Origin of the sequence: Paeniglutamicibacter quisquiliarum (genome assembly GCF_019084045.1) — a bacterium.
GTDB classification, from domain to species: Bacteria; Actinomycetota; Actinomycetes; order Actinomycetales; family Micrococcaceae; genus Paeniglutamicibacter; species Paeniglutamicibacter quisquiliarum.
This window is the reverse complement of the sequence record NZ_JAHRED010000001.1, coordinates 59,939-71,715: the sequence shown is the minus strand read 5'-3', so window position 1 is coordinate 71,715 and position 11,777 is coordinate 59,939. Positions and strand designations below refer to the sequence as shown.

The window sequence follows — 11,777 nt, the reverse complement described above, 5'->3', positions numbered from 1 at the left end:
CCGGTCGTCCGCAGGCCGTCGGGGACAACTGCTAGGGGTTGGAGCTCTCGGCGCCGTGCGGGAGCACCACGTCATCCGCGGAGCGCCCCGCGGACGGAAACAGGACGAGGAGCAGGCCCAGGCCCACCGCCGCGCCAATCAGCTGCGCCACGATGAAGCCGGGGGCCGATGCGGGGGCGATGCCGGCGAACGTGTCGCTGAAGATACGTCCCACCGTCACGGCCGGGTTCGCGAACGACGTCGAGGAGGTGAACCAGTACGCCGCCCCGATGTATGCGCCAACGGCCGGCGCGGCCAGCACGCCCCTGTTGGTGGCGGCCAGGGCGAAGATCAGCAGGACGAGCCCGGCGGTGGCAACGACCTCGGCCAGCAGATGCCCCGGGGTGGCTCGGTCCTTGGTGGAAATCGAGGTGCCCACCTCGAACATGGCGTTCGCCAAGACGCTGCCGCCGATTCCGCCCACCGTCTGCGCAACCACGTAGGTTCCAAGCTCGGGCACGCCCAGTCCGGTGCCGCTGCGCCTGCCCAGGATCCAGTCGACCATGGAAACCACGGGGTTGAAGTGCGCACCGCTGACCGGTCCGAACACGAGAATCAGCACCGTCAGGCCCAGCACGGTGGCGGTGCTGTTCTGAAGCAGCTGCAGGCCGATGTCGTTCGGGGAGAGCTGCTGCGCCGCGATTCCCGACCCGACGACGATGGCCACCAGCAGGCCGGTTCCGAGCAATTCGGCGATGGCGCGGCGCCACAATGGCGGTTGGTTTGAATTCATGGACACCAGCTTGACAGAATAATTTATCTCAGTCAAAGTTGAACCAATGAATATTGAGCTAACGGATTCCCTTCGGGAGCGCGCCGCAAGGCACGCCGCCCTCGCGGATCCTGCGAGACTGCGCATCGTGGACATGCTGACCCTGGGCGACCTTTCCCCCAAGGAGCTGAGGGCCGAGCTCGGGATGCCCTCGAACCTGCTCTCCCACCACCTGCGCTCGCTGGAAGGGGCCGGCCTCATCATGCGCCAACGCTCCGAGGCCGACAAGCGCCGCAGCTATTTCCGGCTGGCAACCGGCGCACTGGATGACCTGGTGCCCGGGCGCGAGCACGCCGCCCGCCGCGTCCTGTTCGTCTGCACGAAGAACAGCGCCCGTTCACAACTTGCGACAGCGTTGTGGCGGCAAGTCAGCGAGGTTCCCGCGGCGTCGGCCGGGACGCATCCGGCGGATAGCATCGCCCCAGGCGCCACCGAGGTTGCCCTTCGCCATGGCCTGGAGCTTGCGGGCCTTGCGCCCCGAAGCCTGGAGCACGTGGCCCGCGACGGGGACTTCATCGTGACGGTGTGCGACAACGCCCACGAGGAACTGACCGAGCTGGACGGCATCCATTGGTCGGTGCCGGATCCCCTGCGTCTGGACACCGGCGCGGCCTTCGAAGACGCCTATCTCGACCTCGCCCGGCGCATCAACGACCTCGCATCCCGGTTGCACGCCGCCTAGCCCCGAATTCGCCAACCCCATCCGACTCCAACACACCCCACACAGGAGAATCCCGTGAGCACTGAATCTTCCAAGAAGCCCTCCGTCCTTTTCGTCTGCGTGCACAACGCCGGCCGCTCCCAGATGGCCGCCGCATTCCTCACCACGCTCTCCCAGGGCGCCATCGAGGTCCGCTCGGCGGGCTCGCAGCCCGCGGAGGCGGTCAATCCGGCAGCCGTCGAGGCCATGGCCGAACTTGGCATCGACATGTCCGCCGAGATCCCCAAGGTCCTCACGACCGAGGCCGTCAAGGAATCCGACGTCGTCATCACCATGGGTTGCGGAGACGAGTGCCCCTACTTCCCCGGAAAGCGCTACGAGGACTGGGTCCTCGAGGACCCCGCCGGCCAGGGCGTCGTCGCGGTCCGCCCGATCCGCGACGAAATCAAGACCCGGATCGAAGGCCTCATCGAGTCCCTCGTACCGGCCGCCAAGTAGTACGCCCTGCTGCCGGAAGCGGACGCGCGGACGCCCTGCTGATCGTCGAGGCCTAGGGCTGGATCCGGGTCCGCTCCGCCGGGTCCGCATCGCGACTGGGTGCCGCCGGCCGGAAGGAAGAGGCCCGGCGCAGGCATGAGGGAAACGTGCAGGTATCCCTCGGGGATCCCGCGGGCGGCTATCCGTTGACGATGTCCTCGGCGTGTACGCCGATCCAGTCAACCAACGGCCGGAGCAGGGCCACAAGTTCCTCGCCGCGGCCGGTGAGGCTGTAGTCGACACGCGGCGGGATCACCGGCTGCGCATCGCGATGGACCAGGCCGTCCCGCTCAAGGGTCTTCAGGGTTTGGGCAAGCATTTTTTCGCTGATGCCCTCCGCGCTGCGGCGCAGTTCGCTCCAGCGTTGCGGGCCCTGCGCCAATGCCACGAGAAGGAGCACGCCCCACTTGCTGGTCACGTGGTCGAGCACCGTCCGGCTAGGGCAACCGGATTGCAGGACCAGGGCGGCTGCTGGAACATCTGGTGACTGGAGACTGCTGGGGGCCGACATGAAAGTACCTTACCTTAAAGTGCGTACTCTCTTTTGGGAAGTATTGTTCCGGACGCGCGGTTGTGATGGGGGACAGTCAGTTCTTCCACGAAGGGAAAACCCCCATGACCATCCTCGTCACCGGCGCCACAGGCAAGCTCGGCCGCCTCGTAGTTGAAGCCCTCCTAGAGCGAAACGTTCCAGCAGAACAGATTGTGGCTGGGGGCAGGAACACGGCAAGGCTCGCCGACCTTGCGCAACTCGGGGTCCAGGTCCGCACCATGGACTACTCCGACCCGGCCTCGCTGCGCGAGGCCTTCGTCGGGATCGAGAAGGTGCTGCTGGTCTCCGGCAACGAGCCGGGCCCGCGCGTGGCCCAGCACCTCGACGTCATCGAGACCGCCAAGGATGCCGGTGTCCAGCTTCTGGCCTACACCAGCATCCCCAATGCCGACACGACCACCATGGCCCTGGCCTCCGACCACCAAGAAACCGAGCGGGCGCTGCGCAACTCCGGGATCCCGCACGTGCTGTTGCGCAACGGCTGGTACCTGGAGAACTACACCGAACAGTTGGAGGGATACCTGCAGCACGGCTCGGTCTTCGGCAGCGCCGGCGAGGGCAGGCTCAACGGCGCCACCCGGGCCGACCTGGCCCAGGCCGCCGCAGCAGTCCTCCTCGCCGAGGACCAAGCCGGCCAGGTGTACGAGCTGGGCGGCGAGGAATCCTTCACCCTGGGCGACCTGGCCCGCGAAGTCAGCGCGGCCACGGGCCAGACGGTGACCTACCAGGACCTGCCGGAGGAGGACTTCTCGCACGTGCTCGTGGGCGCCGGGGTGCCGGACTTCTTCGCGAAGATCCTGGCAGACAGCGACCGCGGCATCGCCCGGGGCGACCTGTTGGTGGAGGGCAACGCCCTGAGCACCCTGATCGGACGCCCCGCCACGACGCTGGGCGAGGCGGTTCATGCCGCCGCCGCCGAGTTGGCCACCCAACAGGCCTGATCCGGCAGGGGTGACGAGCGAATAGTCGACACGTCCGCCCGTCTCACGTACGCTCCAAATATGCCAGCCCCGTTGCCTTCCCGATGCAAACCCCGCCCACCCGGGCGGGGCAGGATCCGGGAAGGAAACAAGAATTGGCACACTCACCTCACCGCCGCAATCGGGGATGCGCCCTGTGCAAGCCGCACCAGTGGCGCGGCCAGGGCAAGGCCCGCAAATCCCCGTGGCGCGTCAATCGCGCCCTCGGGCGCAAACGTCGCTGGGATCGCCGCTTCATGGGCGACTGACACCTCTTGACCCCGGGCCAAACGGCCGGCAGGGCTTCCTCCCAGGAATGCCCCGCCGGCCGTTCATGCGCCGGTCAGTCCTCCGGGCCCTTTCGGCGGCGTGACCAAGCGGCGTCTCCGGAGTTCGCGTCGGCGCACGCCCACGCAACGGGATCGCTGCGGAGCCGCACCCCGTCGGTGAACCAATATGTCTCATCCGGGTTCCACCCGGCAACCACACTGGCACCTTCGGAATCCACCTCGATGATCTCGCCCGCCGTCGCGAGGTACGCGGCGGTTGTCAGGTGCACGGCGTCGTACTCACGGGCCACCAGCGAGAAATCCGGCATGACCCAACGCCCCGCCCTTCCGGTGGTGCGGTACCAGTCGTGGCGTTTCTGCGCGGTGACCTCCAGCGGGTAGCGGCGGCACAACCGCGCCCAGTCCGACGCGCCGGCGACTTCGAAGATGCGTGCCGATCCGGGCACCGCCACCGCCCGCGTCTCGGCCCGATCCCACCCGAAGCCGTCCTCAACGCACCACAGCCCCACCGGGGAACCGTCCCCGAACACGCCGGTGGAGTGCACCAGGCTCGCCGGCGGAATCGACCACCATTCCCCGCCCCAGGCTGCCCGCGGATCGGCCGGGCGATCGATGGCTGCGCGGCGCTCCGCGTTCCCCATCGCCTCCCGCCAGGACGCCAACACCGCGGCAGCGGGCTCGCCGCCCAGCGTCCAGAGGCCCGGGGCATCTTTCTGCTCCCACTCGACGCGCCACTGCCGGGACGGCTCGGCCGGCGACATCCAGCCCGCCGCCTGCCCGGAAGCGACGATATGGTCCGCGACCCGAACCAGGCCCGCCCGCACCGGCGCCGCGTCAGCTATCACGTCGTGGCCGTCGGGCTCCTGCCAGTATCGGGCGGTGGAAACACTCCGGACCAGTGCCTTGCGCAACCTCTCGAAGGTCACCGGCACCAGCTGGGTGGCGGCCAGCAAGTCGGCGATGTCCTCATCCGTGAGGACGTCTTTCCCGCCCTCCCCCGCACCCGCCCCGAAGAGCACCACGGCGTCCCCGCGCCCCGCTTCCACACGATAGGAGGCGTCGAAGAGTCCCCCATGCAGCGGGTGTTCGGTTTGTCCCTGCAGCAGGACCGCCTCTGATTCCAGCGCAAACTCCAGCAACGCACGCCGTCCCCGCCGGCCGCCGAGCAAGGCCTCCGCCAATTCCATGTCCGCTCCCCCGCCTGTGGTCATCCGGCCAACCGCGGCCGTGTCTCCACGGTACCCGCCCCGCGGCTCCTAGACTGGGGCCATGCGCATAGCCGTCCTCGATGACTACCAAGACCTTGCCTCTTCCCTCGCCGACTGGGATTCGCTGCCCGGCGAGGTCGTTTTTTTCACCGCATTCCTGGGGCACGACGATTCCGCGGTTGCCGCCGCGCTGCGGGACTTCGACGTCATCGTGGCCATGCGCGAACGCACCCCCTTCACCGCGGAGCGGCTGCGCCGGCTCCCCTCGTTGCGGCTCCTGGTCACCACGGGCATGCGCAATGCGTCCATCGACCTGGACGCGGCGCGCGATTTGGGCATCACGGTGTGCGGCACCGCCGGCAGCGCCGCGGCGGCGACCGAGCACACCTGGGCCCTGGTCATGGCGGCCGCCCGCCGCCTGGACGTCGAGTTGTTCTCGGCCGCACGGCCACGCGCCGCCGACCAGCCGTGGCAGCAAAGCCTGGGCACCGAGCTGTCGGGCAAGACCCTCGGGGTCTATGGCCTGGGCAAGCTGGGAAGCCAAGTCGCCCGCATCGGCCAGGCCTTCGGGATGCGGGTCATCGCCCACAGCCAGAACCTCACCGCCGAACGCGCCGCGGAGGTCGGGGTCGAGCTGGTCGGCGAGGAGGCGCTCTTTGCCCAAAGCGACGTGCTCTCCATCCACCTCAAGCTCTCCGAACGCTCGACCGGCGCGGTGGGCGCGCGACAGCTGGCGTTGATGAAGCACGGCTCGATCCTGGTCAACACCTCGCGCGGCGCGATTCTCGACGAGGACGCCCTGGTGGCGGCGCTGGACTCCGGCGCCCCGGGGCTGGCCGCCGTCGACGTGTTCGACATCGAGCCGCTGCCCGCCAACCACCGCCTGGCCCACACCCCCGGGGTGATCGCCACCCCGCACCTGGGCTACGTGACCGAGGACCAGTTCCGGATTTTCTACGCGGGGGCGGTCGAAGACATCGCCGCCTGGGCGGCGGGGACTCCGGTCAACCTGCTGGCCTGACCCGCCGGCGGGGCCCGCACGGGCCTCAGTAGTCCAGCATCTCCCTGCCCAACAGCGCCTCCTGGACGGCTGCCGTGCGGTTCCGCAGCGCTTGGGCCACCGCGGCGACGGCGGGCTGGCGCAGCGAGTCGGGGCGCAGCACCATCCAGTACGGAAGCCGTTCGGCAAAGTCCCCGGGCAGCAGCCGCACCAGATCCGGGTGCCGGTCGGCCATGTAGCAGGGCAGGAAGCCGATCCCGGCCCCGGCACGCGTGGCCTCGACGTGGACGAAAACGTTGGTGGAGCTGAGCGCATCCGACATCCCGGGAACCAGCCGGCGCGGGGCATCCAGGTCATCGACCTGCAGCATCGAGTCGACGAAGTACACCAGCCCGTGCGCGCCCAGTTCGGCGACGCCCGCGGGCGTGCCGAAGTCCTCCAGATAGCGGCGCGAGGCGTACATCCCCAGCGTGTAGTCGCCGAGCCGGATCGCCTCCGCCCGATGCACCTGGGGCTCGCCGACCACCACCTCAAGGTCCAGTCCGGAGCGGTGCTGCAGCGCCCGGCGGGTGACATTGACAATTTCCACGCTGAGGTTCGGGTGTTTGAGGCGCAGCTGGGCCACGGCGGGGGCGATGATGAACGCGCTGAAGCCGTCGGTGGCGGAAATGCGCACGACGCCGGCGATCTTGTCCGCGTCCTGCTCGCCCTCGACGATGGTGGCGACCGCGGTTTCCACGTCCTCCGCCGCGCGCACTGCCCTTCGGCCCAGGTCCGTCAGCTCCCACCCGCCCACGGTGCGGGCAAGCGTCCGGCCGCCGAGGGCCTTTTCCAGGGCGGCGATCCGGCGCGAGACGGTGGTGTGGTTCAGGCCCAGGCTTTCGGCCGCGGTCGTGAAGCGCCCGGTACGCGCTACGGCGAGCAGGATCAGCAGGTCATCGGGGTTTGCGGCGGTGCCGCCGGGTGACGGGGATTTCATATCTGCAATTCTGCACCCGATCTCTGCCTAAGTGGTCATTGATGCACACGTGGGTCCGTGTCCATACTGGGTGGAGTCTTCCTGTGCGATGGGTCACAGGACCACCCGCAACGCCGAGGTCGACGCCGACACCGGCAGAACAAAGGAGAGCGCCGATGAGCGTCAACCAGCCGACGGATGTAGGCACAAAAGAGGACTCGGGGCTAAAAAAGATCGTCGCCGCCTCGATGGTGGGCACGGTGGTGGAGTGGTACGAGTTCTTCCTCTACGCCACCGCCGCCTCCCTGGTCTTCGGCAAGTTCTTCTTCCCCAACGCCGACAGCGAGCTGGACGGCATCATCGCCGCCTTCCTGACCTACGCGGTGGGCTTCATCGCCCGGCCGCTGGGCGGCATCGTGTTCGGGCAGATCGGCGACAAGCTCGGGCGCAAGCACACGCTGCAGGTCACCATCATCATGGTCGGCGTGGCAACGTTCCTGATGGGCTGCCTGCCCGGCTTCAACTCCATCGGCTACTGGGCACCGGCACTGCTGGTGATCCTGCGTTTCGTCCAGGGCTTCGCCGTGGGCGGCGAGTGGGGCGGTGCCGTGCTGCTGGTGGCCGAGCACAGCCCCGACAAGTCGCGCGGCTTCTGGTCCAGCTGGCCGCAGGCCGCGGTTCCGGTGGGCAACCTGCTGGCCACGCTGGTGCTGCTGGGCATGAGCTGGATCCTGCCGGCGGACCAATTCCTGTCCTGGGGCTGGCGCGTGGCCTTCTGGGTCTCGGCCTTCATCGTCATCATCGGCTACTACATCCGCACCCACGTCTCCGAGGCGCCGATCTTCCTGGAGGCCCGCGCCCAGGTGGAGGCCGACAAGGCCGTGAGCTACGGCGTGCTGGAGGTCGTGCGCAAGTACCCCAAGGGCATCTTCGGCGCCATGGGCCTGCGCTTTGCCGAGAACATCCTCTACTACATCATCGTCTCCTTCACCATCGTCTACCTCAAGACCGTCCACGCCTACGACACGAGCCAGCTGCTGCTGGCCCTGCTGGTCGCCCACGTCATCCACTTCCTGGTGATCCCGCAGGTCGGACGGCTCTCCGACGCCTTCGGGCGCAAGCCGGTCTACCTGGCCGGAGCGGTGCTCGGGGCAAGCTGGGCGTTCTTCGCCTTCCCGATGTTCGACACCCGCAACCCGGTCGTCATCATCCTGGCCGTCACCATCGGCCTGTGCTTCCACGCGCTGATGTACGCCGGGCAGCCCGCCATCATGGCCGAGATGTTCCCGACCCGCATGCGCTACTCCGGGGTCTCCCTGGGCTACCAGGTCACCTCGATCGTGGCGGGCTCGATGGCGCCGATCATCGCGACGGCACTGCTCAAGGACTTCGGCTCCTGGCTGCCGGTGGCCATCTACGTCGCCGCGGCCTGCGCCGTCACCGCCGTCGCGGTGGTTACGCTGAAGGAAACCCGGGGCGCCTCGCTCCACGACATCGACGACGCCGATGCCCGCAAGCACGGGCTGAACACCGCCCGGGTCAACGGCTGAGCGTCCCCGCGCCCCGCATCCGACACGTTCTACCCAAGGGAAAACACATGACGAACCAGGAAACCGAACGGGCGGCCAAGTCCGCACTGCAGCCGCTCTCGGGAAGGCGGGCACTGGTCACCGGCGGCGCCAGCGGGATCGGCTTGGCCGCGGTGCGCGCGCTGGCCGCCCGCGGCGCCCACGTCGTCGTCGCCGACAGGGACGCGGAGGGAGCCGGGGCGGTGGCCGCGGAAGTCGGCGGCACCGCCTGGGCGGTGGACCTGCTCGACCCGGCCTCCGTCGCCGACGACACGCTGGATGCAGCGCTCGACGGGGTGGACATCCTGGTCAACAACGCCGGGATCCAGCACGTCAGCCCGATCCAGGACTTCGACCCGGCTGACTTCCGCCGGATCATGACCCTCATGGTGGAGGTCCCGTTCCTGCTGATCCGCGCGGCACTGCCCAAGATGTACGCGCAGGGATTCGGGCGGATCATCAACGTCTCCTCCGTGCACGGGTTGCGCGCCTCCCCGTTCAAGTCCGCCTACGTGACGGCCAAGCACGGGCTCGAGGGGCTGTCCAAGGTCACCGCGCTGGAGGGCGGGGAGTTCGGGGTGACCAGCAATTGCGTCAACCCCGGCTACGTGCGGACCCCGCTGGTGGAAAAGCAGCTGGCGGACCAGGCCCGGGTCCATTCCATCCCCGAGGCCGAGGTCCTGGCCAAGATCATGCTGACCGAGAGCGCCATCAAGCGCCTGGTCGAGCCGGAGGAAGTAGCCTCGCTGGTGGCCTGGTTGGCCGGCGACGAGGCCTCGATGGTGACTGGTGCCAGCTACACCATGGACGGCGGCTGGTCGGCCCGCTAGTTCCAGCCTTCCGTTCCAGCAACAAAACCGTCCCCGGGCGGGCGCATCAAGCGCCCGCCCGGGGACGGTTTTGCGTTCGGCTTTCCCGGCGGGCTCAGCCTTGGGGCAGACCTATCTGCCCAAAGAGCGAGAGCCGGATCCTGCGCGCCTCGCCCATGTGCCGGCGCATGGCCTCCTGCGCCGCAGCGCCATCGCGGTTCCGGATGAGCCGCACCATTTCGGCATGCTCGTCCAGGGAATCCGCCCACCTGGCGCCGACCGACAGCGTCGAGGAGGGCGCATGGATCTGGTGGGTCGACAGGCGGTCCAGCAGGTCCTTCAGGATCGGGTTGTGCGCCGCCGTCCAGAGTGCGGAGTGGAACTCGATGTTGGTCCGCAGGCGCGTTTGGTCATCCGGATCCGGCAATGCCCTGTCCCGTTCAACCAGGCCCTCGAGGCGGATCAGGTCCATCTCGGTCCGCGTGGCAGCCGCTTCCAGGGCGGCCTGCCCCTCCAGCAAAATCCTCAGGTCGTAGACCTGCATGAGCTGTTCGGGGTCGATGTTGCGCACCTGGAGCCCGCGGACCCCGCGCTCGAGCAACCCCTCCTGCTGCAGCCGGCCCAGCGCCTCGCGCACCGGGGTGCGCGAGACGCCGAAGCGCTCGGCCAGGGCCACTTCCTTGAACGCGGTGCCCGGGGCGTGGGAGCCGTGCAGTATTTCGGCACGCAGTTCGGCATGGATCGTCTCCGAGTCCACCTTTGCCGCCATCTCAACCCATCTCCGCCCCACGTCAAGGGGGCTCCGTCGTAATTTCTTGCCTAGGCCAGCGTACCGGCACGGCGCCCGAACACGACGCCGGCTGCAAGCCCGGAACCACCGGGGTAGTTCGCGGAGAAGAGGCCACCGAGCATTTCGCCGCAGACATAGAGCCCGGGCAGGTGCTCGCCCGCCTCGTCCAGCACGCGGCCGTGGGTATCGGACTTCAGGCCGCCGAAGGTGAAGGTGATGCCGCAAGTGACCCCGTAGGCGTAGTACGGACCGGTGACCAGCGGGTGGCCCCAGTTCGACTTCCGCGGCACGGTGTTTGCCGCGCGGCCATCCTTGACGTTCGGATCGAACGGCTTGGAGGTATCGATCGATTCGTTGTAGTCGGTGATGGTCTTGGCCAGGGCCGCGGGATCCACGCCGATCTTCGCCGCCAGTTCCTCTACGGTGTCGGCGGATTCCACCGAGATGCCGGGCATGTCATATTCCTCGGTGCGCAGCATCGGGCGCAGCGTGGCGTCGAAGATCTGGTAGGCGATCGAGTCGGGCTGCTGCAGGATGACCTTGCCGTACTTGGCATAGGTGTAGTTGCGGAAGTCCTCGCCCTCGTCCAGGAAGCGCTCGCCGCGGTTGTTCACGATGATGCCCAGCGGGTAGCTCTGGCGGGTCAAGCGGTTGGTCAGCTCGCGGTTTGACTCGTTCTTGGCGGTGAACGCATCCCACTGCACCGAGTGGCAGGTTCCCCAGTCCCCGCCCTTGGCCGCTCCTGCGGCCAGGCCGGCGGTGATCATGTCGCCGTTGTTGAAGGCGGTGCCGCGAATCTTGGCGTTCTCCCAGCCCTCTCCGAGGTGCTTGCGGCGCATTTCCGGGTTGGATTCGAAGCCTCCGGCCCCCAGGACCACGGATTCGGCGCGCAGTTCCTGCACGCTTCCGTCCTCGGCGCGGACCTTCACGCCCTTGACGGCGCCGCCCTCGAGGATCAGGTCAAAGACGTCCTGTCCGTAGCGGACTTCGGTGCCGAGCTTCTCGGCCACGGCAACGTGGTCGGCCATCAGGCCCTCGCCGCCGCCAACGTTTCCGACATGCAGGCCGCCCCAGAAGAGGTAGCTGCCGTCCTCGCGTTCGTAGGCCTGGCGCTCGTACATCAGGCGGTACTTCAGGCCCAGACCCTGGAGCCAGCGCAGGCCCGGTGCTGCCTCATTGACCAGGACCTCGGTCAGTTCCGGGTCGTTGCGCCCCTCGGTGACCTTCACGAGGTCGGCGGCGTACTCGGCGGCCGAGTACGGCGGGACCTCGCTGACGGCGTGGCGGTCGTCGTATTCGATGAAGTCGCGCAGGTCATCGATGCCGTTGTGGGCGATGCGGGTCGCGCCCGCCGTGTAGTAGCTGTTTCCGCCGAAGAGCTCCTGCGGCGCCTTCTCGAGCAGAAGCACCTTGCGTCCGCGCACCGCCGCGGCGTGTGCCGCGGTGAAGGCGGCGTTGCCGCCGCCCACGACGATGACATCTGCCACGTGTTCGTTGCCTGCTTCGTTTACCGTGCTGCTCATCGCGAGCCTCCCTGTCTTCGACCCCGTCCGGAGCCTTCTGGATACGAGTGTATACACAAATATACAGAGTGCGCCAGAGGGTCGACATCCTCCAGGTGCTCGTCCGGTTC

At 68.1% G+C, this 11,777-nt stretch carries 12 protein-coding genes; 6 read left to right on the top strand and 6 right to left on the bottom strand.

Going from position 1 to position 11,777, the window contains the following annotated elements:
- Nucleotides 1-31: 31 nt before the first annotated feature.
- Nucleotides 32-772, bottom strand: coding sequence for an aquaporin (locus tag KRR55_RS00325; protein WP_217387055.1), 741 nt, complete (start codon nt 770-772; stop codon nt 32-34).
- A 46-nt stretch (nt 773-818) separates the two neighbouring features.
- Between KRR55_RS00325 and KRR55_RS00320 the strand changes: the two genes are divergently transcribed.
- Both KRR55_RS00320 and KRR55_RS00315 read left to right on the top strand, forming a co-directional pair.
- Nucleotides 819-1,493, top strand: coding sequence for a metalloregulator ArsR/SmtB family transcription factor (locus KRR55_RS00320; RefSeq protein ID WP_217387054.1), 675 nt, complete (start codon nt 819-821; stop codon nt 1,491-1,493).
- 54 nt (nt 1,494-1,547) lie between these two features.
- Nucleotides 1,548-1,970, top strand: coding sequence for an arsenate reductase ArsC (locus KRR55_RS00315; RefSeq protein ID WP_217387053.1), 423 nt, complete (start codon nt 1,548-1,550; stop codon nt 1,968-1,970).
- Between the two features lie 178 nt (nt 1,971-2,148).
- On the opposite strand, the gene KRR55_RS00310 is transcribed toward KRR55_RS00315, so the two are convergent.
- Entirely contained in the window at nt 2,149-2,520 is a 372-nt protein-coding gene (locus tag KRR55_RS00310; RefSeq protein WP_217387052.1) for a winged helix-turn-helix transcriptional regulator, read from the bottom strand.
- A 104-nt stretch (nt 2,521-2,624) separates the two neighbouring features.
- On the opposite strand from KRR55_RS00310, the gene KRR55_RS00305 reads away from it, so the two are divergent.
- Nucleotides 2,625-3,503 (top strand): SDR family oxidoreductase, encoded by an 879-nt coding sequence (locus KRR55_RS00305; RefSeq protein WP_217387051.1) that lies wholly within the window; start codon nt 2,625-2,627, stop codon nt 3,501-3,503.
- 361 nt (nt 3,504-3,864) lie between these two features.
- Here KRR55_RS00305 and KRR55_RS00300 read toward each other — a convergent pair whose 3' ends face one another.
- Nucleotides 3,865-4,998 (bottom strand): hypothetical protein, encoded by a 1,134-nt coding sequence (locus KRR55_RS00300; protein WP_217387050.1) that lies wholly within the window; start codon nt 4,996-4,998, stop codon nt 3,865-3,867.
- Nucleotides 4,999-5,080: 82 nt separating this feature from the next.
- Between KRR55_RS00300 and KRR55_RS00295 the strand changes: the two genes are divergently transcribed.
- Nucleotides 5,081-6,040: a D-2-hydroxyacid dehydrogenase family protein gene (locus KRR55_RS00295; protein WP_217387049.1), complete on the top strand. Its 960-nt coding sequence runs from the start codon at nt 5,081-5,083 to the stop codon at nt 6,038-6,040.
- Nucleotides 6,041-6,065: 25 nt separating this feature from the next.
- Here the strand turns inward: KRR55_RS00295 and KRR55_RS00290 are convergent, their stop codons facing one another.
- Entirely contained in the window at nt 6,066-6,998 is a 933-nt protein-coding gene (locus KRR55_RS00290; RefSeq protein ID WP_217387048.1) for a LysR family transcriptional regulator, read from the bottom strand.
- Nucleotides 6,999-7,153: 155 nt separating this feature from the next.
- On the opposite strand from KRR55_RS00290, the gene KRR55_RS00285 reads away from it, so the two are divergent.
- Together KRR55_RS00285 and KRR55_RS00280 are read left to right on the top strand one after the other, a co-directional pair.
- Complete coding sequence (locus tag KRR55_RS00285) at nt 7,154-8,527, top strand: MFS transporter (RefSeq protein WP_217387047.1); 1,374 nt, start codon at nt 7,154-7,156, stop codon at nt 8,525-8,527.
- Nucleotides 8,528-8,574: 47 nt separating this feature from the next.
- Entirely contained in the window at nt 8,575-9,375 is an 801-nt protein-coding gene (locus tag KRR55_RS00280) for a 3-hydroxybutyrate dehydrogenase (RefSeq protein ID WP_217387046.1), read from the top strand.
- Nucleotides 9,376-9,469: 94 nt separating this feature from the next.
- On the opposite strand, the gene KRR55_RS00275 is transcribed toward KRR55_RS00280, so the two are convergent.
- Nucleotides 9,470-10,123: a GntR family transcriptional regulator gene (locus KRR55_RS00275; protein WP_217387045.1), complete on the bottom strand. Its 654-nt coding sequence runs from the start codon at nt 10,121-10,123 to the stop codon at nt 9,470-9,472.
- 50 nt (nt 10,124-10,173) lie between these two features.
- Nucleotides 10,174-11,667 carry an FAD-dependent tricarballylate dehydrogenase TcuA gene (gene tcuA / locus KRR55_RS00270; protein ID WP_217387044.1) on the bottom strand — a complete coding sequence of 498 codons (1,494 nt, stop codon included), beginning with the start codon at nt 11,665-11,667 and terminating at the stop codon, nt 10,174-10,176.
- Nucleotides 11,668-11,777 lie beyond the last annotated feature (110 nt).